Origin of the sequence: Methylobacterium brachythecii (assembly GCF_014196345.1) — a bacterium.
Taxonomy (GTDB): domain Bacteria; phylum Pseudomonadota; class Alphaproteobacteria; order Rhizobiales; family Beijerinckiaceae; genus Methylobacterium; species Methylobacterium brachythecii.
This window is the reverse complement of sequence record NZ_JACIDN010000001.1, coordinates 301912-327325: the sequence shown is the minus strand read 5'-3', so window position 1 is coordinate 327325 and position 25414 is coordinate 301912. Positions and strand designations below refer to the sequence as shown.

26 protein-coding genes are annotated in these 25414 nt (G+C 68.1%); 15 read left to right on the top strand and 11 right to left on the bottom strand.

Going from position 1 to position 25414, the window contains the following annotated elements; genetic code table 11:
- The first annotated feature begins 100 nt into the window (after positions 1-100).
- The 3 genes from GGR33_RS01630 to holA all read left to right on the top strand — a co-directional run bounded on the left by GGR33_RS01630 (position 101) and on the right by holA (position 3318).
- Complete coding sequence (locus GGR33_RS01630) at positions 101-1579, top strand: MFS transporter (protein WP_183501628.1); 1479 nt, start codon at positions 101-103, stop codon at positions 1577-1579.
- 196 nt (positions 1580-1775) lie between these two features.
- A complete protein-coding gene (locus GGR33_RS01625) occupies positions 1776-2111 on the top strand; it encodes a hypothetical protein (RefSeq protein WP_183501627.1) in 336 nt (111 codons plus the stop codon).
- Between the two features lie 175 nt (positions 2112-2286).
- On the top strand, positions 2287-3318 hold the full coding sequence (holA, locus tag GGR33_RS01620; RefSeq protein ID WP_183501626.1) for a DNA polymerase III subunit delta: 1032 nt from the start codon (positions 2287-2289) through the stop codon (positions 3316-3318).
- Here holA and GGR33_RS01615 read toward each other — a convergent pair.
- Entirely contained in the window at positions 3315-3473 is a 159-nt protein-coding gene (locus GGR33_RS01615) for a hypothetical protein (RefSeq protein ID WP_183501625.1), read from the bottom strand. The genes holA and GGR33_RS01615 overlap by 4 nt on opposite strands.
- Positions 3474-3699: 226 nt before the next feature.
- On the opposite strand from GGR33_RS01615, the gene mnmG reads away from it, so the two are divergent.
- The 4 genes from mnmG to GGR33_RS01595 all read left to right on the top strand — a co-directional run bounded on the left by mnmG (position 3700) and on the right by GGR33_RS01595 (position 8040).
- Positions 3700-5580, top strand: coding sequence for a tRNA uridine-5-carboxymethylaminomethyl(34) synthesis enzyme MnmG (mnmG, locus tag GGR33_RS01610; protein ID WP_183501624.1), 1881 nt, complete (start codon positions 3700-3702; stop codon positions 5578-5580).
- Positions 5581-5657: 77 nt separating this feature from the next.
- A complete protein-coding gene (gene rsmG, locus GGR33_RS01605) occupies positions 5658-6293 on the top strand; it encodes a 16S rRNA (guanine(527)-N(7))-methyltransferase RsmG (RefSeq protein WP_183501623.1) in 636 nt (211 codons plus the stop codon).
- Positions 6290-7114, top strand: coding sequence for a ParA family protein (locus GGR33_RS01600; RefSeq protein ID WP_183501622.1), 825 nt, complete (start codon positions 6290-6292; stop codon positions 7112-7114). Before rsmG ends, GGR33_RS01600 begins: the two co-directional genes overlap by 4 nt.
- Before the next feature lie 29 nt (positions 7115-7143).
- Entirely contained in the window at positions 7144-8040 is an 897-nt protein-coding gene (locus GGR33_RS01595) for a ParB/RepB/Spo0J family partition protein (protein ID WP_183502133.1), read from the top strand.
- Between the two features lie 75 nt (positions 8041-8115).
- Here GGR33_RS01595 and GGR33_RS01590 read toward each other — a convergent pair whose 3' ends face one another.
- Positions 8116-8712 (bottom strand): DUF1287 domain-containing protein, encoded by a 597-nt coding sequence (locus GGR33_RS01590; protein WP_246412715.1) that lies wholly within the window; start codon positions 8710-8712, stop codon positions 8116-8118.
- A gap of 197 nt (positions 8713-8909) precedes the next feature.
- On the opposite strand from GGR33_RS01590, the gene GGR33_RS01585 reads away from it, so the two are divergent.
- From GGR33_RS01585 to GGR33_RS01575, 3 genes are read left to right on the top strand one after another with little or no spacing between them, the layout of a single operon-like run.
- Positions 8910-11255 (top strand): Orn/Lys/Arg family decarboxylase, encoded by a 2346-nt coding sequence (locus GGR33_RS01585; protein WP_183501620.1) that lies wholly within the window; start codon positions 8910-8912, stop codon positions 11253-11255.
- Positions 11252-11884 carry a GNAT family N-acetyltransferase gene (locus tag GGR33_RS01580; RefSeq protein WP_183501619.1) on the top strand — a complete coding sequence of 211 codons (633 nt, stop codon included), beginning with the start codon at positions 11252-11254 and terminating at the stop codon, positions 11882-11884. Before GGR33_RS01585 ends, GGR33_RS01580 begins: the two co-directional genes overlap by 4 nt.
- Positions 11884-12372 carry a hypothetical protein gene (locus GGR33_RS01575; protein ID WP_183501618.1) on the top strand — a complete coding sequence of 163 codons (489 nt, stop codon included), beginning with the start codon at positions 11884-11886 and terminating at the stop codon, positions 12370-12372. The genes GGR33_RS01580 and GGR33_RS01575 overlap by 1 nt, the downstream gene beginning before the upstream one ends.
- 92 nt (positions 12373-12464) lie before the next feature.
- Here the strand turns inward: GGR33_RS01575 and GGR33_RS01570 are convergent, their stop codons facing one another.
- The 7 genes from GGR33_RS01570 to phnA form a co-directional block, all read right to left on the bottom strand.
- Positions 12465-13118 (bottom strand): NrsF family protein, encoded by a 654-nt coding sequence (locus GGR33_RS01570; protein ID WP_183501617.1) that lies wholly within the window; start codon positions 13116-13118, stop codon positions 12465-12467.
- Positions 13111-13653 carry an RNA polymerase sigma factor gene (locus GGR33_RS01565; RefSeq protein ID WP_246412713.1) on the bottom strand — a complete coding sequence of 181 codons (543 nt, stop codon included), beginning with the start codon at positions 13651-13653 and terminating at the stop codon, positions 13111-13113. The genes GGR33_RS01570 and GGR33_RS01565 overlap by 8 nt, the downstream gene beginning before the upstream one ends.
- Before the next feature lie 180 nt (positions 13654-13833).
- Entirely contained in the window at positions 13834-14082 is a 249-nt protein-coding gene (locus GGR33_RS01560) for a hypothetical protein (RefSeq protein ID WP_183501616.1), read from the bottom strand.
- A gap of 98 nt (positions 14083-14180) precedes the next feature.
- Positions 14181-14870 carry a DUF1223 domain-containing protein gene (locus tag GGR33_RS01555; protein ID WP_183501615.1) on the bottom strand — a complete coding sequence of 230 codons (690 nt, stop codon included), beginning with the start codon at positions 14868-14870 and terminating at the stop codon, positions 14181-14183.
- Between the two features lie 53 nt (positions 14871-14923).
- Positions 14924-15133 carry a hypothetical protein gene (locus tag GGR33_RS01550; protein WP_210301801.1) on the bottom strand — a complete coding sequence of 70 codons (210 nt, stop codon included), beginning with the start codon at positions 15131-15133 and terminating at the stop codon, positions 14924-14926.
- A 251-nt stretch (positions 15134-15384) separates the two neighbouring features.
- Entirely contained in the window at positions 15385-16398 is a 1014-nt protein-coding gene (gene pstS, locus GGR33_RS01545) for a phosphate ABC transporter substrate-binding protein PstS (protein WP_183501613.1), read from the bottom strand.
- 18 nt (positions 16399-16416) lie between these two features.
- Positions 16417-17691, bottom strand: a complete 1275-nt coding sequence (gene phnA / locus GGR33_RS01540) for a phosphonoacetate hydrolase (protein ID WP_183501612.1) — start codon at positions 17689-17691, stop codon at positions 16417-16419.
- Between the two features lie 197 nt (positions 17692-17888).
- On the opposite strand from phnA, the gene GGR33_RS01535 reads away from it, so the two are divergent.
- From GGR33_RS01535 to GGR33_RS01520, 4 genes are all read left to right on the top strand, one after another.
- Positions 17889-18809 carry a LysR substrate-binding domain-containing protein gene (locus GGR33_RS01535; RefSeq protein ID WP_183501611.1) on the top strand — a complete coding sequence of 307 codons (921 nt, stop codon included), beginning with the start codon at positions 17889-17891 and terminating at the stop codon, positions 18807-18809.
- Positions 18810-18864: 55 nt separating this feature from the next.
- Positions 18865-19794 (top strand): glycine--tRNA ligase subunit alpha, encoded by a 930-nt coding sequence (locus tag GGR33_RS01530; RefSeq protein WP_183501610.1) that lies wholly within the window; start codon positions 18865-18867, stop codon positions 19792-19794.
- Between the two features lie 235 nt (positions 19795-20029).
- On the top strand, positions 20030-21406 hold the full coding sequence (gene chrA / locus GGR33_RS01525) for a chromate efflux transporter (RefSeq protein ID WP_183501609.1): 1377 nt from the start codon (positions 20030-20032) through the stop codon (positions 21404-21406).
- 160 nt (positions 21407-21566) lie between these two features.
- Positions 21567-22253 (top strand): haloacid dehalogenase type II, encoded by a 687-nt coding sequence (locus GGR33_RS01520; RefSeq protein ID WP_246412711.1) that lies wholly within the window; start codon positions 21567-21569, stop codon positions 22251-22253.
- Between the two features lie 76 nt (positions 22254-22329).
- Here GGR33_RS01520 and GGR33_RS01515 read toward each other — a convergent pair whose 3' ends face one another.
- Positions 22330-23556 (bottom strand): YncE family protein, encoded by a 1227-nt coding sequence (locus GGR33_RS01515; RefSeq protein ID WP_183501607.1) that lies wholly within the window; start codon positions 23554-23556, stop codon positions 22330-22332.
- A gap of 243 nt (positions 23557-23799) precedes the next feature.
- On the opposite strand from GGR33_RS01515, the gene GGR33_RS01510 reads away from it, so the two are divergent.
- Positions 23800-24135 (top strand): hypothetical protein, encoded by a 336-nt coding sequence (locus tag GGR33_RS01510; RefSeq protein ID WP_183501606.1) that lies wholly within the window; start codon positions 23800-23802, stop codon positions 24133-24135.
- Between the two features lie 34 nt (positions 24136-24169).
- Here GGR33_RS01510 and nhaA read toward each other — a convergent pair whose 3' ends face one another.
- Positions 24170-25393, bottom strand: coding sequence for a Na+/H+ antiporter NhaA (gene nhaA / locus GGR33_RS01505; protein WP_183501605.1), 1224 nt, complete (start codon positions 25391-25393; stop codon positions 24170-24172).
- Positions 25394-25414 lie beyond the last annotated feature (21 nt).

Genomic DNA, 25414 nt, shown 5'->3' with positions numbered 1-25414 from the left:
GGGCTCATTCAGCCATGCGAAATCTTTCCAGCCTGAGGTGGTCGAATCGGGTCGCGACGCGTTCCCAACAGCTGCGTTGAATTGAAGTTAATGGGGCGTCATGGCGAGCAAGGTCGAGGGACAAGGGGGATCCGGGGCGCCGGAACAGGCTCCGATGGGGACGGTGATCGACACCGACATCGCCGCCCGGCTCGATCGCCTTCCCTGGGGCCGCTTCCACGTCCTGGTCATCATCGCCCTCGGCATCACCTGGGTGCTCGACGGGCTCGAGGTGACGCTGGCCGGTGCCCTCGTCGGAGCTTTGCGCAACCCGCCGATGTCCTTCTCCGAGTTCGATGTCGGCCTCGCCGCGAGCTCCTACCTCGTCGGTGCCGTGGTGGGCGCCCTCGGCTTCGGCTGGCTGACGGATCGGATCGGCCGCAAGAAGCTGTTCTTCATCACGCTCGCCCTCTACCTCGCGGCGACGGCGGCCTCGGGCCTGTCCTGGGACATCTGGAGCTTCTGCGTCTTCCGCTTCCTGACGGGGGCGGGGATCGGCGGCGAATACACCGCGATCAACTCGACCATCCAGGAGCTCGTCCCGGCCCGCGTCCGCGGCTGGACCGATCTCGTCATCAACGGCTCGTTCTGGATCGGCGCGGCACTCGGCTCCTTCCTGTCCATCGCCGTGCTCAAGCCCGAATGGATCGACCCGACCTATGGCTGGCGCATCGCCTTCTTCGTCGGCGGCGGCATCGGCCTGGTCATCCTGCTCCTGCGGACATGGATCCCCGAAAGCCCGCGCTGGCTCGCAACCCACGGCTATACGGCGGAAGCGGACCGGGTCGTGACCGGCATCGAGAAGCGCTTCACCGACGAGGGCATCACCCTGCCGCCGGTGGACAAGAGCCGTCGCATGAAGCTGAAGACCCGCAGCCACACGCCGCTCTCCGAGGTGGCGAATGCCATGCTGGTGACGAGCCGGACCCAGACCTTCGTCGGGCTCGCCCTGATGATCGCCCAGGCCTTCTTCTACAACGCCCTGTTCTTCACCTACGCCCTGGTGCTGGAGCGCTTCTACGGCGTGCCCGGCGGCCATGTCGGCTGGTACCTGCTGCCCTTCGCGTTGGGCTCGTTCATGGGACCTCTGCTGCTCGGACGCCTGTTCGACACGGTGGGACGCCGGCCGATGATCGCCTTCACCTACGGCATCTCGGCCCTGCTGCTCGCCGGCGCGGGCTACTTGTTCAAGATCGAGGTGTTCGGGCCGGTCGGTCAGACCACGACCTGGATGGTGGTGTTCTTCTTTGCCAGCGCTGCGGCCAGCTCCGCCTATCTCACCGTCGCCGAGACTTTTCCGCTGGAGATCCGGGCGCTCGCCATCGCCGCCTTCTACGCCATCGGGACGGGGATCGGCGGCGTGTCGGGGCCGCTGCTGTTCGGCGCGCTGGTGGAGACGGGCTCCCGCGACTGGGTCTTCGTCGGCTACCTCATCGGTGCCGCGTTGATGGCGGTGGCTTCTGTCGTCGGCTGGATTTGGGGGACGGCTGCCGAAGGCCGGTCGCTGGAGGACGTCTCGAAGCCTTTGGCGGCCGCATAGCGGCTGCCGCTGGATGTATGCATGAGAGGCGGTTGCATAGCCGAAAAATCATTTTGATATGCAATTTAAGCATTGACGCACTGCAAAATCTCCATCTTCGCAGTGCAGCAATCGGCCTGCATATTCGGGGCTCCCGGTGCTACCGGCTTTCCGTACGGGCACTCCCGGCGGACAGTAACCGCACAGGACCACCCACATGCGCACGCTCGCACTCGCCACCGCCGTCATGACGCTCGCCACCGCCGCTTCGGCTGCCGAGTGGAAGCCCGCCGCCGGCAAGTCCATCGATCTCGGCTCCTTCCGTGGCTCGGCCTTCTACACCGTGGAGAAGGACGGCTACCGCGTGGTCGCCACCCTCGCCGCCGTGAATTCCGGTGCCGACCGGCCGCAGGTCATCCGCCTTGCCACCACGCTCAAGGCCGACCAGACGGTGCACCTCTCGATCCCCGGCACCATCGGCGCCGACGGTAACGAGACCACCATCGCTTTCAAGCGCAGTGGCGACGTCGTCGAAGTCGCTTCGGCCGAGTAAACGTAGGCACACGCAGCCGCCGGTCTTCTCGGCGGCTGCGGTGTCATCGACCGCGACTCCTGCTATCGAGCCTCGGTGAGGCGGAGGCGGACATGAGTCGATGGTCGATCGGGAATCTCACGGTCCCCTCGCCGTCATTGCGAGCGTATCGAAGCAATGACGACACGGCGTCGGCATGACCGCCGTCCGCCCCGGCGACATCGAAGGCCTGCTGCGGCGTGGCCCCGACCCGCGCATTTTGCTCGTGCTCGTCTACGGTCCCGATATCGGCCTCGTGGCCGACCGCGCCGCGCGGCTGGTCAAGGGAATGGCATCCGATCCGGACGACCCCTTCGCCCTGGTGAAGCTCGACGGGGACGCTCTCGCTTCCGATCCTGGCCGCCTCGTCGACGAGGCCGGCACCATCGGATTGTTCGGCGGAAGCCGCACGATCTGGGTGCGCTCGGGCTCCCGCAACTATGCGCCCGCCGTCGACGCCGTGCTCAAGAGCGAACCGGACGGTGCGTGCATCGTCGTCGAGGCCGGCGATCTCGCAAAATCCTCACCCTTGCGGGCGCTCTGCGAGAAGTCGTCCCGGGCACTCGCCATCCCCTGCTACCCCGACGATGCGCGGACGTTGTCGGAGCTGATCGAGACGACCTTGCGGGAGCGCGGCCTCGGAATCGACCGGGACGCGCGCGAGTTGCTGGCCCAGAGCCTGGGCGCCGACCGCCGCGCCAGCCTCTCCGAGATCGACAAGCTCGCGCTCTATGCCCAGGGCCGCGAGCGGGTGGAACTGGACGACGTCGAGGCGATCGTCTGCGATGTCGGGGCGAGCGTTCTCAATACGCTGATCGACGCTTCTTTCGCGGGGCGGATGGCCGAAACTGAGCGCGAGGCACGTCGCTTCCGGCAGGAGGGGCTCGACCCCTCGGCAATGCTCGGCGCGGCCCTGCGGCACGCCCTCGCCCTGCTCAATGCCAAGCTCGACGATCCGTCAGCGAGCGCCAGCACGCTGGTCGCGAACTGGCGTGGCCTTCATTTCCGAAGAAAGTCGTTGGTGGAAACGCAGCTCGCCCGCTGGTCGCCCGGCGCCCTGCGGCACGCGGTGGCGGCGCTGCAGGAATCCGTCCTCGCCTGCCGGCGAGCGGATGCCGATCTCGCCCATGCCCATGCTTCCTCGGCGCTTCTGCGGATCGCCGGGGAAGCCGCGCGGCGGCGTGGCTAGAAGTGGCCGGACCGGGTCACGAACAATCCGGCGAGCAGGAAGCAGAAGCCGCCGAGCGCCAGTAAGGTCTCGTTGTGATGCTTCTTGTTCGCGAAATGCGCCACGGCACCGCTGCCACACAGCATCGCACCGAGGCCGATCGTCACCACACCCATACACTTGCCTCCGTCTCGTCGTTGAGACCACGGTCATCGTCGACCAGAACAGCTCTTCCCTCGGGCTCGAACGGCGAAAGCGAAGACTGTTCAGACATCGTTAATGCAATGACGATGCCAGACCGCGGCGAACACTCACTGAGGCAGTCCTGCCGAGCCGCGCAGAGCGGTGAGCCGGAGTGCTGGTTCCGTTGACGATTCGGCTCGGGGACGCCTAATCACGCCCATGTCCCAGATCCCCTTCCAGAGCTTCGACGTCATCGTCGTCGGCGGCGGCCATGCCGGCACCGAGGCGGCGGCGGCCTCGGCGCGCGCCGGCGCACGCACTGCTTTGGTGACGCATAAAGCGGCAACCATCGGCGCGATGTCGTGCAATCCCGCGATCGGCGGCCTCGGCAAGGGGCATCTGGTGCGCGAGGTGGATGCTCTGGATGGCCTGATGGGTCGGGTCGCCGATGCGGCCGGCATCCAGTTTCGGTTGCTCAATCGGCGGAAAGGACCGGCCGTGCGCGGGCCCCGCACCCAGGCCGACCGCAAGCTCTACGCCGCCGCGATGCAGGCCGCCGTAGCCGAGACCTCTGGCCTGACCGTCGTCGAGGGTGAGGCGGACGATCTCATTCTGCAAGACGGCACCGTCGCCGGGTTGGTGTTGTCGGATGGCCGCCGGATCGGCGCGCGAGCCGTCGTGCTGACGACAGGCACATTTCTCCGCGGCCTCATCCATATCGGCGAGCAGCAAATCCCCGCCGGCCGCATCGGAGAAGGACCGGCCATCGGCCTGGCGCAGACGCTCGACCGTCATGGCTTCCGGCTAGGGCGCCTCAAGACGGGCACGCCGCCAAGGCTGGACGGCACCACGATCGACTGGTCCTCGCTGGAGATGCAGCACGCGGATGAGGACCCCGTACCGTTCTCCTCGCTCACCGACAGGATCACCAACCCGCAGATCGCGTGTGGCGTGACGCGCACGACGTTGCGCGTGCACGATCTCATCCGCGAAAACCTGCAGCGTTCGCCGATGTATTCCGGCGGCATCAGTAGCCGCGGGCCGCGCTACTGCCCCTCGATCGAGGACAAGGTCGTGCGTTTCGGTGACCGTGAGGGCCACCAGATCTTCCTGGAGCCCGAGGGACTCGACGACACGACTGTCTATCCGAACGGCATTTCGACGGCCCTGCCGGAAGAGATCCAGGCTGCGATCATCGCCGCGATCCCGGGCCTCGAGCACACGCGGATCGTGCGTCCGGGCTACGCCATCGAATACGATTACGTCGATCCGCGCGAGCTCGACCCGACGCTCCAGACACGCCGCCTGCCGGGGCTGTTCCTCGCCGGCCAGATCAACGGCACCACTGGCTACGAGGAGGCGGCCGCTCAGGGGCTCGTCGCCGGGCTGAACGCCGCGCGGCTTGCCGGCGGCTCGGACCTCGCCGTGTTCGACCGGGCCGAGTCTTATCTCGGCGTGATGATCGACGACCTCGTCACCCAGGGTGTGAGCGAGCCGTACCGCATGTTCACGTCGCGCTCCGAGTATCGGCTGTCCTTGCGTATCGACAATGCCGACGAGCGGCTGACGGGACGCGGCCTCGCACTGGGTTGCGTCGGCAAGCGACGCGCCGAGCATTTTGCGCAATCGCAGTCGGCGCTTGCAGCCGTGCGCACTCGGCTAGATACGCTGAGCCTGACGCCGAACGAGGCCGCGGGGCACAGCATTACGCTCAACCGCGACGGGCTACGCCGAAGCGCCTTCCAGCTCTTGTCCTATCCGGAGATTGGTTGGAACCGGCTCGCCGCCGTCTGGCCGGAGCTGGCGGATGTGCCGAGGCCCGTAGCAGAGCGCCTGACGACGGACGCGACCTATGCTGTCTATCTCAACCGTCAGGACGCCGATATCGCCGCCTTCCGCCGGGACGAAGCGGTCAGGCTGCCAGCCCATCTCGCCTACGATGCGATCGCCGGGCTGTCGAACGAGATGCGCGTCAAGCTAGAAGCGGTCCGCCCTGCCACGCTCGGCCAAGCCGCCCGGATCGAGGGCGTGACGCCGGCTGCGCTGACCTTGCTGGCGGCGCATGGACGGCGCGGCAAAGGCGCCGGAGCTGCTCTTTGAGAGGCAGCCTGTACTGAGCGCGGTCGAGGCCATACAGAACGTGCCGGCGACAGCGAGCCGGGACGATTCAGAATAAGATGGCAGCCGACGACCGGGATCGCATCCTTGCCCAGTACGATGTTTCACGTGAAACATCGCGGCTGCTCGACATCTACGTCGAACAGCTCACGCGCTGGCAGGCGGTGAAAAATCTCGTCGGGCCCGGGACACTCTCAGAGGTCTGGACCCGGCACGTCGCCGACGCATTGCAACTGCTCGATGCGATGCCGAACGCCACCCGGTGGCTCGACCTCGGCTCGGGCGCCGGAATCCCCGGCCTGATCCTCGCTATTGCCGGCCGCGACCGTGAAATGTTTCACGTGAAACTTCTTGAGAGCAATTCGCGCAAATGCGCCTTCCTCACCGAAACCGCTCGTCTGACCGGCGCGCCGGCGACCATCATCAACGCACGCATCGAAACAGTGATCGACCAGCACCACGATACGGACGTGGTCTGCGCTCGCGCGCTGGCTTCCTTGGACCAACTTCTCGCGTGGACCGAACCCCTGTTGAAAACTGGGATAACTGGTCTGTTTCCCAAGGGACGTGATGCATCTGCGGAATTGACCGAAGCTGTGGGTAAGTGGAGTCTGACCTACGATTCGATCCCGAGCCGGACCGATCCGCAGGCCCAGATCCTGCGCATCACGGCCCTCTCTCGCAGGGACTCATGAACGATCCCAGACGGCCTCTTCGCATCCTGGCCCTTGCCAACCAGAAGGGCGGCGTTGGCAAGACGACCACAGCGATCAACCTCGGCACGGCACTCGCCGCCATCGGCGAGACAGTATTGGTCATCGATCTCGACCCGCAGGGCAACGCCTCGACCGGCCTCGGCATCGATCGGCGAAGCCGCGAAATCTCGACCTATCACGTCATGGCGGGCGAGGCCTCGCTGGCGCAGGCCGTCGTACCGACGGCGGTTCCGCGCCTCTCGGTAGCCCCCTCGACCATGGACCTGCTCGGCCTCGAACTGGAGATGGCGAGCCTGCCTGATCGCGCTCATCGCCTGCGCGGGGTGCTGCGAGACATCCACACCAACCCTGCCACGCAGAACGTCAGCTACATCCTGATCGACTGCCCACCCTCGCTGAACCTGCTGACCATCAACGCGCTCGCCGCGGCCGATGCGGTGCTAGTGCCGCTGCAATGCGAGTTCTTCGCCTTGGAGGGTCTGAGCCAGCTTCTGCGGACCGTCGATCAAGTAAAGTCGGCGCTGAACCCGCGGCTGGAGATCCAGGGCGTGGTGCTCACCATGTATGACCCGCGTAACAACCTCTCGACCCAGGTCGAGGCCGATGTCCGGGGCTTCCTCGGCGACAAGGTCTACGGCACCACGATCCCGCGCAACGTGCGCGTCTCGGAGGCGCCTTCGCACGGCAAACCAGTGCTGCTCTACGACCTCAAATGCGCAGGCGCCCAGGCCTATCTGCGCCTCGCCTCCGAGGTGATCCAGCGCGAGGGCCGCATGCCGCCGCCCGCCGCGGCCGCCTGAAAACGAAAGAGTAGCGGAGTATCCCCATGATGGCGGACGATGCGGCACGGCCCCGGCTTGGACGCGGCCTCGCGGCGCTGATCGGCGACTTCCCGACCGAGGCGCGCGGCAGCTACGATCGCGAGCAGCGCAAGGTCGCGGTCGAGTTCCTGCGACCCAATCCGCGCAACCCGCGACGCAGCTTCTCGGAGACCGAGCTCAAGGAGCTGGCCGAGTCGATCCGCATGCGCGGCGTCATCCAGCCGGTGGTGGTGCGCCCGCTGCCCGGCGTGCCCGGCACCTACGAGATCGTCGCCGGCGAGCGCCGCTGGCGTGCCGCACAGATCGCCGGCCATACCGAGATCCCGATCGTCGTCCTGCATCTCGATGAGAAGGCCTCGCTCGAATACGCGATTCTGGAGAACGTCCAGCGTGCAGACCTCAACGCCATCGAGGAGGCTTCGGGCTACGAGCGCCTGATGACCGAGTTTAAGTACACTCAGCGCGAGCTCGCCGAGATCCTCGGCAAGAGCCGCAGCCATCTCGCCAACACCCTGCGGCTGCTGCAGCTTTCTCCGGTGATCCAGGATCGCGTGGTCAATGCCGAGATCAGCGCCGGCCATGCTCGCGCCCTGCTCTCCGTGCGCAACCCCGAGGCTGTCGCCAAGCGGATCGTCGCCGAAGGGCTGTCCGTTCGCGAGATCGAGGCAATCGCTGCTGCGGAAGCCGAAGCGAGCGGGGCTGAAAAGCCCGAGGCGATGCAGACCCGCCGCGTGGTCGAGAAGAATACCGAGATCCGCACCTTAGAGCAGACGCTGGCCCGTGCCCTCGGCTTCGGCGTCGCCGTGAAGGCCAAGCCGACCGGCGAGGGCGAGATCCGCATCCGCTACAGCAACGCGGACGAGTTCGAGGCGCTTTGTAGGAAGCTCGACGTCGCGACGGCGTGACCGCCCCGTCATTGCGAGCGTCGCCAAGCAATGACGAAGCGGGTAAATCTCTGATCCAGAACGCCTTTTCACCCGTCACAGCTTCACGAACCGGTAGTGCCCGGTGATCGGGAACGCGAACAGCGTATCCTCCTCCCGCGCCCCGGCGCCGATGTTGTGGATCACCAGCGGCCGTCCATCCGCCGAGACACGATCCGACACGATCGCGATATGCGGCAGGGTGCCCGGCAGCATCTGCGTGACGAGATCGCCCGCCCGGTAGTCCTTCGGCTCTTGGGTCACCGGCAACTCCCAGCCCTTGCGACGGAAGAAGGCCTGCTGGTTCGGCACTCGGCGGTGGTCGATGTTGGTGTCGGCGCCCCGAAGCCCCCAGCGGCGCGGATAGGCCGAGGGCTTCTTGCGAATGTCGGCGTTCAGCTCGCGCTGGAGGTCGTAGCCGTAGGCCACCCTCAGTGCGCGTATGACGACGTCCGTGCAGACGCCGCGCTCCTCGGGCACGTCGCCATTCGGGAAGGCGATCCGCTGGTAGGCCGGATCGTAGATCAGCGTCTTGCCGATCTGGGCGCGGGCTGCGGCCACGAAGGGCGGCCTTGGCTCGGCCAGAGCCGGTGAGATCGCGAGCAGCGTGAGGACGAGGCACCATGCCGCCGCGCGCCGAGACTGGTTCGCCATGAGCATCTTTCACCCGATGGTGTGAGCATCATGACCGGCCTCGCCGACGACGCGGTGCGGGGCGGCACCGAGCGTGGCCGTGGCCATCCGCTCCGCCGATTGTGAAGCCGGGAAAGCATTCTTCTCCGCTCCGTCATTGCATCGTCATCGTGAGACGGGCATCTGTCCGCCTTCCACGAAACCGGAGCCGCCCGCCCATGGACTTTCATCGCCGTTTCACGGTGCTGATGTGCACGCCGACCTTCGATCCGGACGATCTCGAAGGCGCCCGTGTCGCGCAGATCGTGGCGGCGGTCGAGCAACGCGGCTTCGAGGTGGTGCGCGCCCGGCGCGTCGAGGACGCCTCGATCACCGTGCAGACCGATGCCGCCGTCGGCTGCCTCGTGGTGGATTGGGGTAAGCGCGGCCTCGACGGCAAGGCGGCTTCGCTCATCGACATGATGAGGAAGCGCGGCCTCGAAATGCCGATCGTCATCATGGTCCGCCGGAAGCGCCTGGAGGACATCCCGGTCGAGCTCCTGGACTTCATCGACGGCTACATCTTCCTGGCGGAAGAGACCCCGGAATTCATCGCGCGCGGCCTCGTCAGCCGCGTCACGCAATATGCCGAGACGCTGAAGACGCCGTTCTTTGGCGCGCTGGTGGACTACGCCGAGGAGGGCAACCAGCTCTGGACCTGCCCGGGCCACAATGGCGGCATCTTCTACAACCGCTCGCCCATCGGCCGGATCTTCGTCGAGCATCTCGGCGAGGCGGTCTTCCGAGACGACCTCGACAACTCGGTGCTCGATCTCGGCGACCTGCTGACCCACGAGGGTCCGGCGCTGAAGGCGCAGAAAGAGGCCGCGCAGATCTTCGGCGCGGAAAAGACCTATTTCGTCCTCAACGGCACCTCGGCCTCGAACAAGGTGGTGCTCGGCTCGCTCGTCGCCGAGGGCGACCTGGTGCTGTTCGATCGCAACAACCACAAGGCCGCCCATCACGGCGCACTGATGCTGGCCGGCGGCATCCCGATCTTCCTAGAGACCGACCGCAACGCCTACGGCCTGATCGGCCCGATCTTCCACGATGCTCTCGACGAGACGAAGATCCGGGAAAAAATCAAGAACAACCCGCTAATCACCGACCCGGAGGCCTGGAGCCGTGAGCGCCCGTTCCGCGTCGCCGTGATCGAGCAATGCACCTATGACGGCACGATCTACGACGCGCGGATGATCGTCGAGAAGATCGGCCACCTCTGCGACTACATCCTGTTCGACGAGGCCTGGGCGGGCTTCATGAAGTTCCACCCGCTCTTCGCCGGCCATTTCGCCATGGGCCTGACCGGGCTCGACGAGACCTCGCCCGGCATCATCGCCACGCAATCGACCCACAAGCAGCTCGCGAGCTTCTCCCAGGCCTCGCAGATCCACACCAAGGACAGCCACATCCGCGGCCAGACGCGGCGCGTGGAGCATCGCCGGCTGAACGAGAGCTTCCTGGTCCACGCCTCGACCTCTCCCTTCTACCCGCTCTTCGCCTCGCTCGACGTCGGCGCGCAGATGATGAAGGGCCGCTCGGGCATGATCCTGTGGGACGACACGATCCGGCTCGGCATCGAGTGGCGCAAGAAGGTGCGCGCCATCCGCAAGGAGTTCGAGGAGAAGGAGGGCGACAAGAAGCGCCGCTGGTTCTTCGACGCCTTCGTGCCCGACGTCGCCATCGACTCGGACGGCGAGGAGGTGCCCTGGGAGAGCCTGCCGACGGACGTGCTCGCCTCCGAGGTCAAGCACTGGGAGCTGAAGCCCGGCGCCCGCTGGCACGGCTTCACCAAGGTCGCGCCCGGCTACGCCATCACCGACCCGAACAAGCTCACCGTGCTCACCCCCGGCTTCGACCGGAAGACGGGCGAATATGCCGAGCACGGCATCCCGGCGCCGATCGTCGCGCAGTATCTGCGTGAGAACCGCATCGTCGCCGAGAAGAACGACCTCAACTCCCTGCTCTTCCTGCTCACCCCCGGCGTCGAATCCTCGAAGGCCGGCACGCTGATCTCGGGCCTCGTCGCCTTCAAGCGGCTGCACGACGACAACGTGCCGCTCGAGGAGGCCATGCCGGAATTCGTGCGCAAGCGCCCGCAGCGCTACCAGGGCGTCCGCCTGCGCGACCTCTGCGCGGACTTCCACGCCTTCCATCGCGAGCACAACACCTCGGGGCTCCAGCGCCGGCAGTTCATGCCCGAGCACCTGCCTACGATGGTAATGCCGCCCAAGGCCGCGGCGCAGATGTTGACCCGTAACAAGGTCGACTTCGTGCCGATCGCGGAAGCCGAAGGCCGCGTGGCCACGACCTTGCTTCTGGTCTACCCGCCCGGAATCGGCACCGTGCTGCCGGGCGAGCGGATCGACGAGCGCTCCAAGCCCATGCTGGACTACTTCAAGATGTTCGAGCGCTCGGCCAACCTGTTCCCTGGCTTCGAGGCCGAGATCCAGGGCGTCTACCGCCAGGTCGAGCCGGACGGGCGCATCCGGTTCTTCACCTACGTGCTGCGCGAGGGGGCATGACGGCGGAGGCCTCGGCCGCCCGGCCGAAACCCGCCTCCTGGCCGGAGATCGTGATCCGGCCCTCCTCCGACGCAGACGTGACGGCGATGGTGGCGATCTACGAGCACCACATCCGCCGCGGCGTCGGCGATGTCGGTGACTTCGAGGAAGAGCGCCTGCTTCCGGACGACCTGAAGCGTCGGCGCAAGACCATGCGCAAGAAGCGCCTGCCCCACCTCGTCGCCGAGTGCGAAGGGCTGGTAGCCGGCTACGCCTATGCGGTGCCGTTCCGCAAACGCCCGGCCTATCGCTACGCGCTGAAGCACTCGATCTACGTGCACCCGGACCACCTGCATTCCGGCATCGGGCGTCGCCTCCTGCCGGCGCTGATCGAAGCCTGCGCGGCGGGCGGATACCGCCAGATGATCGGCTATATCGACGCGAAGAACGAAGCCTCCCTGCGTCTGCACGAGGCCTGCGGCTTCGTGCGCGTCGGCCTGCTGCCGGCGATCGGCTACAAGTTCGGCCGCTGGAGCGACAGCGTCATGGTCCAGTGCCCGCTGGGCACCGGATCGGACGACCAGCCCGGCGCCTGGCACCGGCCGCCGAAGCCGGTGGTAGTGACGGGCGACCCCTTCCAGGAACCCTGATGCCGCACGGCCCGACGACACGCCGGCAGGCCCTCTCGCTGCTGGCTGTGACCGCATTCTCCCTGACCACGGCCGCCTGCAGCGAGGCCCCGGCCGTCGTGCCGCCAGACGCGCCGGGCGTGTCCGCGGCCAAGGACGACGCTTTCACGGACGCGGTGCGCGTCGCCGACAAGCAGGCGCAGAAGGAGGTGCTCGACCAGCTCGCCTCGCGCTTCGGCCGGGACCTGCGCATCCTGCCCCGCCGGGTCGACAGCGATGCCGAACCGCTTCCGATCAAGGAGCATTACGAGAAGGCCCTGGCGGGCGGGCGCGGGTGGAAAGAATTTCCGCTGGCCGATTACGGCAGCACCTGGTCCTTCGCCTTCATCAGCCCGGACAGCCGCCAGATTTTCGCAGTTGTGGTGCTGAACCCGCGCTTCGCGCCGGAGGGCGGCGGAGACGTGCCGCTGACGATCCTGACGAACCTTCCGGATTCAGGCAGCCGCTGAGCGGCGCCGGATCGGCTCGCTCGACCCCCTTCCCGGACGCCTGGAGCGAAGCGGAGGGTGATCCGGGAAGGGGGTCCCGCCCCGATGGAGCGTCAGATCCGCAACGCCCCGCGATCGAGCAGCCGGCCGCCCGCGAGGCCGTTGAGCGCGATGATGATGCTCACCGCCACGGCATGCATCGCCAGGTCGCTCGCCGTCGCGTCGTGCGGGTGGAACGGCACCAGCAGGGCCGCGGCAGCGGCGGCCGTGGCGAGGCCCGCGAGGCAAGCCGTCAGGTTCGGCCGCATCGGGGCGGCCCGGCGCAGCATCAGCACCAGCAGCACCGAGAGCGGCAGCGAGACGCTGACCAGGAAGGTCATGCAGCCGCGGATCTCCGCGCCGTCGGGGATGTCGGAACCCGGTGCGATCCAGGCCCGTAGGCAGCCGAGGCTGCTCGCGCCGATCCAGAGCGCCAGCGGCGGCAGCGGCAACAGAGCCCAGAGCCGCGAGCGGCCCGGCACGCTGGTCTGGAACGCGGCGAAGGAGGCACACAAGGCCGTGAGCACGGCTCCGATCGCCGCCACGCAGAGGTCCGGCACGTGCAGGCGCTCGGCGACGGCGTGGAGATCGGCGAAGGGCATCATGATGGCCCCGAGCCCGAGCACGGCGGCGAACCAGCCGAGCGTCCGCATCGAGGGGGGAGCGAGCGGGCGCACGGGCCGCAGATCGGCCGACAGGCTGTCGACGAGGAGGTCGAGATTAGACATCGCCGTCCCTCCGCGCGTCGGTGAGCGAGCCGCGCAGGGCCTTCAGCGCCCGGTGAAGGTTGACCTTGAGGGCGCCGGCGCTACGCCCGGTCAAGGCCGCGGTCTCGGCAAGGGACCGCTCGCGATAGCCGAGTTCTTCCACGGCCTGACGCTGCCCGGCCGGCAGGGCCGCGACGGCCTGGGCGAGACGAGTTTCGCTCTCGCGCGCCTCGAGACCGTGCGTCGCCTCGCGGATCGAGTCGTCGGCATGCGCTTCGTAGGCGACGGCGTCGTCGACTTCCTTGGGGCGGCGGTTGTCACGGCGTAGCGCGTCTATGGCGCGGCGCTGGGCGATGGCGCGCAGCCAGGGCAGGAACGGCCGGGCGGGATCGTAGCTCGCCCGCGCGCGGTGAAGGGTGATCAGCGTCTCCTGCACGACGTCGTCGACGGCCTCTCCGCGTACGCCCTTGCCCCGCGCCGCCGAGGCGATCACCGGCATGCAATCGCGCAGCAGCGTCCGATAAGCCGCCGCGTCGCCGGCCTGGGCTGCCGTCATGGCTGCTGAGAGCGCATCTTCCAGCAAGATCGCAGACCTGCCGTGCCTGTCCATTCCGGTCGCGGAAGACCTCGCGCGGCCAGCCAAGAGCGGCCGCGCGGCGGGACCATACAGGCCGCGATCGAAACCCGCCATCGTCGTCGTAGCGAGTCCCATCGCCGCCCTCCCGCCGTGATGCCGTCAGTGCTTGCTCATCGAATCCGTCGAGCCGGGCTGCTTCTTCATCATGGCGCCGCCCGTGTCCTTCTTCATCATCGCGCCGTCGCCCTTGGGCGCGTCGGCCTTCATGGAATCGGTTTGGCCGGACTTCATGTGATCGGCCTTCATGCTCTCGGTGGCGGCGCCGGCCGGCTTGGCGTCTTCGGCGAGAGCCGGGGCGGAGAGGGCGAGGAAGGCGGCGCAAGCGGCGGTGGCGAAGGAATGGCGCATGATCGATCTCCTGATGTGGCGATGGCCTGAAGGGCTGCCGTTCTCGGCGTCCTGCATCCCTTTTCGCGCCGCCACCCGCGACGGTTACGTTTCGTCTCTCAGAGACGCGCGGCACCGAGGATCCGCCCGTCCGGCGCCTGGAGGAGGAGCGCGGCGTCCTCTCCGGCCGGCGCGGCCTCGGAGAGCGTCAGCGCCGTGCCGTTCCAGGAACCAACCTCCCGCAGCGAACGCACGATGTTCGCCTCCGTCAGCCGGCGGCCGCCATTCTCGCCGCGGCCGATCGCCGTGGTGTGCTCGCGGTCGAACCCGACGAGGAGCAGGCGACCCCGGCCCGAGCCGGCGCCTGCCGTGATGGTCACTCCGCCCCCCGCGCGGCGGATCGCCAGCGGCACCGCCGCCTGAGCCCGAGACCGGGCGGCGGCAATCGCCGCATCGACCTCGCCACCCCGCGAGCCGACGATGCTGGCCTGCCCGTCGACGACGGCCTGCGGGGTGAACGAACTCTCGCCGAGCCGGTCGCTATAGGCCGCCTGACGCTCCGTAGCCGCCGTGAGCGAGTAGGGGTCACGCCAACCGAGGCCGTTCCAGTAGGTGACGTGGAAGGCGAGCGGCAGCACGTCGCGGCGGCGTTGCGCCAGTGTCCGGAGATGGTCATCGGCCGGCGGGCAGGACGAGCAGCCCTGGGAGGTGAACAGCTCGACGACGACAGGGCGCTCGGCGGCCACGGCTGATTGAATGGCGGGGAAGGGCGCCGCAAGAAGAGCGACGGCAACGAGAAGCGCACGCATGGAGGACTCCCTAGATGATCGTGCATCCAGGTTCGCTGCCGCGCCCGATTCCGTTACGAGCGCCCAGCCTTGGCCAGCCTATCGACGCGCTTTTGGACTTTCGCACCGAAGCCCGTATGCCGCCGACCCGGTGCGCCGGCCAGCGCCTTGGCGACGATGGGAGCCTTGGCACCATGCCGCGCGATCAGCCTCCGCGCCTCGGCCTCGACGGCGGCGCGTTCATTTTGCAGACCGGAGATCCAGGCTCGAAGCGACATGACCATGATGGGTCAATCGAGCCCGCCCCCGCCCGGTCCCCCGATAGTCGGGCAGACCGGGCAGCAGGGTTAATAAAGAGTGATGACCGCTAGCCGCGGCGGGAGCGGCACCCAGCATCTGACGAGACGCTTGATACGGCGGCGTGCGTCGGGACGCGTTCTCCGTCATTGCGAGCGAACGCGAAGCAATTCAGAGCCACAGCCGCGACGTTGGCCCGTTTGCCCTGGATTGCTTCGGCTTCGCCTCGCAATGACGGTTACCGGGCGGCCTGCTTGCCCCAGGTCCCCTCGATCTGCGCTTTCACGCTGCGCGGCAGCGGCACGTATTGCAGCGACTTCGCCGCCTCGTCGCCATGCGCGAAGGCCCAGCCGAAGAACTTGAGGATCGTCGCCGAGGAGGCCGCCTTGGCCGGGCTCTTCGGCACGAGCACGAAGGTCGCGGTGACGATGGGCCAGCTACGCTCCCCCGGCTGGTAGGTCAGGTCGACCGCGAAGTTTTTCGCCTTCGCCCAGTCCGCGTTCTCGGCTGCAGCCGCGAAAGCCTCTCCGCTCGGCGACACGAACCGGCCGGCCTGGTTCTTGAGCTGCGCGGTCGAGAGCTTATTGGCCATCGCATAGGAATTCTCGGCGTAGCCGATCCCGCCGGTGGTCAGGGCGACGGTGGTGGCGGCGCCGTAGCTGCCCTTCACGCCGGCGCCGACCGGCCAGTCGAGCGTCAGCCCGACGCCCATCTTCGTCCGCCAGGGCTCGCTCACCTTCGCTAGGTAGCGGGCGACAGCGTAGGTCGTGCCCGACCCGCCCGCATGGTAGAACGGCGCGATCCCGAGCTTCGGCAGGCTCAGGCCCGGATTGAGCGCCGCGATCCGCGCATCGTCCCAGCTCTTGATCTGGCCCATGTAGATGTCGGCGATCACGTCACCGGTCAGCCGGAGCTGGCCTGGGGCCACGCCGGGGATGTTGACCACCACCGCGACGCCGCCGGCCGCGGTGGGAAACTGCAGAATATCGGCCTCCTGCAGTTTCGCATCCTCCATCGGCACGTCCGAGGCCCCGAAATCAGTCAGCCCCTTCAGCACTTGCGTCTGTCCGACGCTCGATCCTGCCGCTTGATAGTTGAGTGCGATGCCGGTGCTTGCCTTCGTGTCCTGCGCCCATTTCGCATAGAGCGGCTGGGCGAAGGCGGATCCGGTGCCGAGGATCGTCTGGGCGCGGGCAGGCTGGATCGACGCGACGGCCATCACCGCCAGAACGCCGAATGAGATCGTGCGCATGGGTCTGGTTCCTTCGGCTCAGGCGACGCCGTTCAGGGCGAAATCGAAGATGTCGAGGTTGCGCAGCACGCCGGTCTCGGCCCGCTCGCGGTAGTCGCGGTTGAGAGGCCGCGAGAGCAGGAAGGGCACGCGCTGCTCGCCGATGCCGCCATGCGAGCGCAGGCGATGGTTGCCGAGGGCCGAGAGGTCGTGATCCTCGCGGCGTGCGCCGACCACGGTGGAGCGATCCGAGAAGACCGCGAAATCGCCCTCGCGGTCCGGCGGAAGCTGGAAGCGCTCGCAGACAGTGGCGCGGTCGAGCACGAGTTCGATGCCGGGCAGGGAGCGCGCGAAAGCGATCATCTCGCCGACATTGCCGGGCTTCAGCATGTGCACCCGGACGAAGCCACCGAGTGCGCCGTGGTGGCGCACGAAGGGATCGGCGATCGGGCAGATCACCCGCACGCTGCCGGCGCCGAAGCGCGCGTTGAGCGCGTCCTCGACATAGACCACGCTCGGCTGGCCCTCGGCCGTCGACTTGTCGGCCATGCCGTGATCGGCCGTCAGCGCCACCGTGGCGCCGAGCTCGATCATGCGCGCGATGCGCCGGTCGACCTCGCCGTGGAAGGCGTCGGATTCGGGCTCGCCGGGCTCGTATTTGTGCTGAACGTAGTCGGAGGTCGACAGGTACATCAGCTTGGGCTTGGCCGACGAAGCCAGCAGCTTCAGCCCGGCGTCGAGGGCGAAGAGCGAGAGGTCGGCCGAGTACTGGTCGGGCCTGCTGCGGCCGACGAGTTCCTCACCACCCGAGACGCCGAGCGCCGAGAGGTCGCCGCTGTCGGGCTTCTCCGAGGAGAAGGCGATGCCGTCCATCTCGTAGGCGAGCACCTTCAGGAGCTTGTGCTTGGCGGTGACCACGGCGGTGCGCACGCCGGCCTGGCTCATCGCGCCGAGGATGGTGCCGCAGCGCAGGCGGCGCGCGTCGGTCACCATGATCTCTTCGCCGGTCTCGGCATCGAGATAGTAGTTGCCGTTGATGCCGTGGATCGCAGGCGGCACGCCGGTGACGATCGAGGTGTTGTTGGTGTTCGTCGTGGTCGGCAGCGAGGCTAGGGCCGTGCCGAGATAGCCCCGCTTCTGGAGGGCGGCCATGGTCGGCAGCGTGCCGTCGGCGATGCCGCGGTTGAGGTAGTCGGGATCGAAGCCGTCGAGGCAGATCACGATGGTCGGCCGCTGGGGCCGCGCGTAGCTGCGTCCGTTCGCTTCGATCAGGTCGCCCCCCTGTGCGAGGGAGCCGGGTGCCGAGAGAGCCATGCTGTCGTCCGATCTACTTCGCACCTCGGAGCGTGAGTCTGACGCCCGATTGCGACGGTGGTTCTGCGGACGCGTGACGGTCCGGATGCGGCCGAGATAGCAGCTCACCTGTGAGAATCGATCGAATAGATCGCACTGACAGGTGAGATTTAGTAGAAGTATGGGAGTGCGGTCCGGACCGCCCCAGGACGATCGACGTGCGAGAACGAGAGCTGCCCCTCAACGCCCTCAGGGCCTTCGCCATCGCCGCGCGGTCACGAAACCTGACGGAGGCCGCCGAGCAGCTCGGCGTCACCCACGGCGCGGTGAGCAAGCAGATCGTCGCGCTCGAGGACTGGCTCGGCCAGAGCCTGTTCTCACGCCACAAGCGCACTCTCGAGCTCACGCCCTACGGCCGCATCCTCGCCGACAGGGTGGGCGAGTCGCTGCGCGGCATCGCCGAGGCCTGCGCCTATGTACGCCGCGACCGCACGCGCAAGGTGATCTCGGTCGAGGCGCCGGCCACCTTCGCGATGTATTTCCTGCTGCCGCGCATCAAGGCCTTCGAGGCGGCGCATGACGGCATGTCCGTCTGGATCTCGACGAGCGTGACGGGTCAGCAGGCCGATCTCTCCCGGCACGATCTCGTCATCAGCCGCGGCGAACTCGTGCAGAGCACGGCCCGGATCGGCGCGCCGGTGCCACTGCTCGAAGAGAGGCTGACGCCCGTCGGCGCAGCCTCGCTGCTGGAGCATAAACCCGTGCGGGGGCCGGCCGATATCGGCGGACACACGGCCATCGCCTCGTCGAGCCGCCCGGGAGACTGGGAGGCCTGGTTCGCCCAGGCCGGGCTCGGAAACCCGCTGGTAGAAGGCGGCCACCGCTTCGACCATCTCCACGTAGCGCTTCACGCCGTCCGCGACGGCCTCGGCCTGACGATCGCGCCCTCGCAGTTCTTCGGCGGCACGCCCGACCTGTACCGCATGCGCTGCCCGCTGCCCGACCTGGTCACCAAGGGCAAATCGTACTTCGCCTATTCGACGCCGCAGGCCGAGGCTCGGCTCACGGAGCTGTTCATTCGCTGGCTACAGGAGCAGTGCAGGCTCTCGGAGCAGGGCGCGCCCGGCGCCTTTGCTTGACAGCCCCTCCCCCGCCCGTAAACCGGCGCCGTCTTCGCAAAAAACCGGACCGCGCATGTCGAGCGACGCCGATCTCTCGCCCAAGACCTCGTTCCAGGGCCTGATCCTCACGCTCCAGCGCTTCTGGGCGGCGCGGGGCTGCGTGATCCTGCAGCCCTACGACATGGAAGTGGGCGCCGGCACCTTCCATCCGGCCACGACCCTGCGGGCGCTCGGCCCCAAGCCCTGGAAGGCGGCCTACGTCCAGCCGTCGCGCCGGCCCAAGGACGGCCGCTACGGCGAGAACCCGAACCGGCTGCAGCACTACTACCAGTTCCAGGTCATCCTGAAGCCGAACCCGCCGAACCTGCAGGAGCTCTATCTCGATTCCCTCGAGGCCATCGGCGTCGATGCGCGCCTGCACGACATCCGCTTCGTCGAGGACGATTGGGAGAGCCCGACCCTCGGCGCCTGGGGCCTCGGCTGGGAATGCTGGTGCGACGGCATGGAGGTGAGCCAGTTCACCTATTTCCAGCAGGTCGCCGGCTTCGAATGCGCGCCGGTCGCCGGCGAGCTGACCTACGGTCTCGAGCGCCTCGCCATGTACGTCCAGGGCGTCGAGAACGTCTACGACCTGAACTTCAACGGAGGCGAGGGCGCGGAAAAGGTCACCTATGGCGACGTCTTCCTGCAGGCCGAGCAGGAATACTCGCGGCACAATTTCGAGGCCGCCGACACAACGATGCTGTTCCGCCAGTTCACCGACGCAGAGAAGGCCTGCCGGAGCTATCTCGATGCCGGCGATCCTGGCGAGGGCGAGCGCCACAAGATGGTGCAGCCGGCCTACGACCAGTGCATCAAGGCGAGCCACGTCTTCAACCTGCTGGACGCGCGCGGCGTGATCTCGGTGACCGAGCGCCAGAGCTACATCCTGCGCGTTCGCGAGCTGGCCAAGGCCTGCGGCGCGGCCTGGCTCCGCACGGAAGCCGGCGGCTTGGCCGCCTGAGCCGCTTCCGGATGATCGGATCGGTCAAGCCGCCCTTTCCCGGACGCCTGGAGCGTCAGCGGATGGCGAGCCGGGACCCAGCGGAAGACCGGCCGCGTCAGCGGCTCGTTGCGGATGGCGCAACGGTTCGGACGCTTCGCGGCGTCTGCCTGCTGGGCCCCGGCTCGGGTTCCGCTATCGCTCCACCCGTCCGGGGAGTGGTGCGGTGGGTCCGAAAGATCCACGCGGGCGCCGTATGAGACCGCCCCCGCCCCATGGCGTCACGCTTGCCGAGGCGACGCGGGTCTGGGCGCGGATCGCGCTTCTGAGCTTCGGCGGCCCGGCCGGCCAGATCGCGGTGATGCATCGCATCCTCGTCGACGAGCGGCGCTGGATCGGGGAGGAGCGCTTCCTATACGCCCTGTCCTACTGCACCCTTCTGCCCGGCCCCGAGGCCCAGCAGCTCGCCACCTATATCGGCTGGCTGATGCACCGCACGGCGGGTGGGCTGATCGCCGGCGGCCTGTTCGTGCTGCCGGGCGCCCTCGCGATCATGGCGTTGAGCCTCGTCTACGTGACCTTCGGCCAGACCGGGATCGTCGCGGGGCTGCTCTTCGGCCTGAAATCCGCCGTGCTGGCCGTGGTGCTGCAGGCGGTCATGCGCGTCGGCGCGCGGGCCCTGCGCAACGGCGTGATGCGCGCCATCGCCGCGCTCGCCTTCGTCGCGATCTTCGTCCTCTCGGTGCCGTTTCCGTTGATCGTGCTGGCCGCTGGTGCCGCGGGCTATGCCGGCACCCGGCTCGGATCGCCGGCCTTCGCGGCCGGCGGCGGCCATGGCGGCTCCGGCGTCGCGGGTCCGTCCGATGCCGACAGCCTGCTCGGCGAGGGCGCGCCGGAGCATGCCCGGCCCGATCTCGCCTGGTCGCTGCGCATCGGAGGCGTCCTGGCGGCACTCTGGCTTGTGCCGGTCGCGCTCCTCGTCGGGCTCGCCGGCCCCGACGACGCCTTCGCGCAGATCGCCGTGTTCTTTTCGAAGATGGCTGTGGTGACCTTCGGTGGCGCCTATGCCGCCCTTGCCTACGTGGCCCAGGCCGGCGTCGAAACCTATGGCTGGCTCAAGCCCGGCGAGATGCTCGACGGGCTCGGCATGGCCGAAACCACGCCGGGGCCGCTGATCATGGTCACGCAGTTCGTGGGCTTCCTCGGCGCCTTCCGATCGCCGGGCGCGCTGAACCCGTATCTCGCCGGCATCCTCGGCGGATTGCTCACCACCTGGGTGACCTTCGTACCCTGCTTTCTCTGGATTTTCGCGGGTGCACCCTATGTCGAGGCCCTGCGCGGGAACCGGGCGCTCTCGGGCGCGCTGGCGGCGATCACCGCGGCCGTTGTCGGCGTGATCCTGAACCTCGCGGTCTGGTTCGGCCAGCACACGCTGTTCGCAGAGGTTCGGGTGCTCCATCCCGGTCTGGGCCTCGCGATCGAGTGGCCGGTGCCGGCGAGCGTGAACATCCCCGCGCTGCTCCTGACGACGGCGGCGGTGCTCGCGGTGTTCCGCTTCAAGCTCGGCATGATCCCGACGCTGCTCGCCTGCTCCTGCGCCGGGATCGCGCTACATCTTGCCGGCAAAATATAGACTCGACCGTCATTGCTAGGCGAAGCCGAAGCAATCCAGGTCCACACCCGCGACCTCGGCGCGTTGGCTCTGGATTGCTTCGCTGCGCTCGCAATGACGGCTCCGCTCGCCCCGGGGAGTGGGTGTGTTAGGCTGACCGGTGCACACCCAGGCTCGTTCGATGAACACGTCCATGCCTCACGAAATCTCATTCGCCGGCAAATCATGCGTCGTTTTCGACGCCTATGGCACGCTCCTCGACGTGCACTCGGCGGTCCAGCGTCACGCGGAGAGGGTCGGCCCCGAGGCGGCCTCGCTTTCGGCGCTGTGGCGGGTGAAACAGCTCGAATATAGCTGGGTGCTCTCGCTGATCGGCCGCTACGAGAGCTTCTGGTCGCTCACCGAGCAGGCGCTCGACTACGCCCTCGCCCGGCATCCGACGGTGAACCCGGCTCTGCGCCAGCCGCTGCTCGATGCCTACCGCGCTCTGGATGCCTATCCGGAAGTGCCGGACGTTCTCTCTCGGCTTCGCGAAGCGGGCCTGCGCATCGCGATCCTGTCCAACGGTAACCAGGCCATGCTCGACCGCGCGGTGTCCTCCGCGGGCCTCGCCGACCGGCTCGATGCCGTGCTCTCGGTCGACGACGTGCAGGTCTTCAAGACGTCGCCGAAGGCCTACCAGCTCGTGCTCGACCGCCTCGGCGGCACGGAGGCGGAGGTCATGTTCTGTTCCTCGAACCGCTGGGATGTCGCAGGCGCCTCCGCCTTCGGGTTCATCCCGGTCTGGGTGAACCGCCAGGGCATGCCGGACGAGTATCCGGACCTGCCGCCGGTGGCGATGGTGAAGGATCTCGCCGGGCTGGCGTGAGGCGGGGGATTACGCCCGCATACGTCAGCGCGTCCGCCCTGGATTGCTTCGCTGCGCTCGCAATGACGGCGCGGTGTCAGCCGCGCGCCCGTCCCCTTAGCGAGGCCGGCTGGCCCGGGAGCTGCAGTTTGATCCCGGTGGCGACGAGGGCATCCCCCTCCACGCGGAACACCTGCAGGGTGCGGTCGACGTAGTTGCCGACATAGACGAAGCGCCCCGAGGGCGAGAAGGCGACGCCCTGCGGCACCGCACCGGCTTCGGCCGCGCCGGTCACGTGCACCGAGCCGTCGGCATCGATGGTGAGCAGCACGGCGAGCCCCTTCGGCCCGAAATTCGGGCTCGATTGCGGGGCGGCCGAACCGCGCACCACGGCGAGGGCGGCATGGCGGCCGTCCGGGGCGATGTCGAGGGATTCCGGCGTGTCGCCGACGCCGAGCCAGTCCACCACCTTCGGCGTGCCGAGATTGGCGTCGATCACGCTGACGCTGTCGGCATTGCCGTCGGAGGGCGTGGCGCCGGTATTGGCGGTGAGGGCGAGCCGCGCATCCGGCGTCACCTCGATGCCGTAGACGCCCGCGCCCACGGGCATGTCCTGCGCCGGATCGTAGGTGACGCTGGTGCCCTCGATCTTCAGCACGCCGATCTTGCCGGCCTTGTTCTTGGCGACGAAGCCGCGCTGGCCGTTCGGCGAGATCGCCACCGCCGCCGCCTCGTCGCCGACATCCACCGTGCCGATCGGCGTCACCTTGGTGCCGGTGATCGAGAGCACGGTGACGCTCCGGCCCTCGCGGTTGGCCACCAGGGCGAGATCGCCCGCGCCGTTGATGGCGAGGCCAGAGGGCTGGCGCCCCACGGTGATGGTCTCGACGAGCTGTGGCGGGTCGGTGGTCAGGTCGAGGACGTGGAGCCGGTCGTCGGGTTGCGCGTACCAGGGGCGGTCCGGACCCTCGCCCGGCTTCGCCTCGCCCTCCTTGGGTTCTTCCTTGGGCTCCTCCTGCCGCATCCTCACCGAGCTCGCCACGAGGCCGAGCCGGCCATCCGGCGTGATCTGCAGGTTGGTCGGCGGTCCGTAGACCGAATTGTCGAGCAGCATCGTCGTGACGACCTGCGGGTGCGCCTCGTCGCGCACGTCGACGAAGGCGACGGCATCGGCGCCGTTCGGGCCGTTGCGGTCGCCGGCGGGGTCGAAGAAGGTCTTTCCGTCGAGGCCGACCAGCATGAGGGACGGCGCCTGCGCCGCTCGCAGCGGGCTCGCGCCCATCAGCAGCGCCGAGACCAGCAGGGGCAGGACCTTCGTTCTCATGTCGCGCCCTTTGCCTCGCCGGCACCCGTGCGCCCCGTCCTAACAGAGGAGCGATGCCATCGATGATTGGCAACGGCTATGGAGCACTCCGCGCCGGTTTCGCGTGCCGCCCGGCACATGCGGAACCGCCGTCCGGAGTCCCTTCCGAGCGCGGCGAAATCTGTGCCGTGCGCGGGTCTCGTTTGCCGATTGTTAAGTGCGATGCTGCTTAGTTTCGCGCTACGTCATCGGGAGATAGCGATCGTGCGTGCCCCCACTTCTTTCGGCCTCGTCCATCACGGATTTCGCGCCGCCCTCATCGGCGCGCTGAGCCTCGTCGCCATCGGCCATGCCCATGCGCGCGACAATACCGGCGCCATCATCGGCGGTGCGGCCGCCGGCCTTCTGGGCGGCGTCGCGCTCGGCGCCGCGCTCAACAGCCCGCCCCCGCCGCGTCCGCGCCCGGTCTATGTCGAGGAAGAGGCCGCTCCGGTCTATGTCGCGCCGCGCCGCCGCGGACCGGTCTGCCACTACGAGCGCCGCAAGGTTTGGCTCGACGAGGCCGAGTTCACATACAAGCGCGTCGAAGTCTGCGAATAAGCAGCCGTCACGACGAAACGATCGCGGGCGCCCCTCACACGGGCGCCCTTTTCGTTTCGTGCGGGGAGCGCCCCGAGGCGAGCACGAGAACCGCGGCGCCGGCCAGTCCCGAAAGCAGCGAGCCCAGCAGCACGCCGAGCTTCACCTCGGTTTCGTGCAGGCCGCCGCTGAAGGCGAGGCCGCCGATGAACAGGCTCATGGTGAAGCCGATGCCGCAGAGCAGGGCGACGCCGTAGATCTGGCCCCAATTCGCGCCGCCGGGCTTGGCTGCGATCCCGGTCGCCACGGCGAGGCCGACGCTCGCCAGCACGCCCACCTGCTTGCCGAGAAACAGCCCGAGCGCCACGCCGAGCGTCACCGGATCGACCAGCGCATCGAGCGGCAGGCCGATCAGCCGGACGCCGGCATTGGCGAAACCGAAGATCGGCACGATCAGGAAGGCGACCCAGGCATGGAGCCCGTGCTCCAGCCGGTGCAGCGGCGACGCCGCGTCCTCGGGCGTGCCGGGCGTCGGGCGGATCGGGATGAACAGGGCGAGCAGCACGCCAGCCACCGTGGCGTGGACGCCCGAGCGCAGCACCAGCGCCCACAGCACGATCCCGAGCGCGAGATAAGGCCACAGCGCCCGAACGCCGCGCCGGTTGAGCACGAACAAAGCCAGCAGCACGGCGCCCGCGCCCGCGAGCATCATCCCGTCGAGGCTGCCCGTGTAGAACAGCGCGATCACCACCACCGCGCCGAGATCGTCGACGATGGCGACGGCGCTGAGGAAGATCTTGAGGGACACCGGCACCCGCGGCCCGAGCAGCGCCAGCACGCCCAGCGCAAAGGCGATGTCAGTCGCAGCGGGAATCGCCCAGCCGCGCTCCGTGCCCGCGCCGAGGTTGAAGGCGAGATAGACCAGAGCCGGGGCCGCCATGCCGGCCGCAGCAGCGAGACCGGGCAGCGCCCGGTCCGGCCAGGTCCGCAGGCGCCCGTCGAGGGCCTCGCGCTTGATCTCCAATCCGACCAGCAGGAAGAACACGGCCATCAGACCGTCATTTATCCAGTGCTGCAGGCTCAGCGGCCCGAGATAGACGTGCAGCGCGTGGGAATAGGCCTCGCCCAACGGCGAATTCGCGACGATCAACGCCGCGGCGGCCGCCGCCATCAGCACGAGGCCACCAGCCGCCTCGCTCACGAGGAATGAGCGCAGCGCGGAGAGGGGACGGCGGGCGCGCTTGGACAGCGCGCGAACGGGCTTGGGCGGTGGCTTCATGACGAGACGACCTGCCCGCTG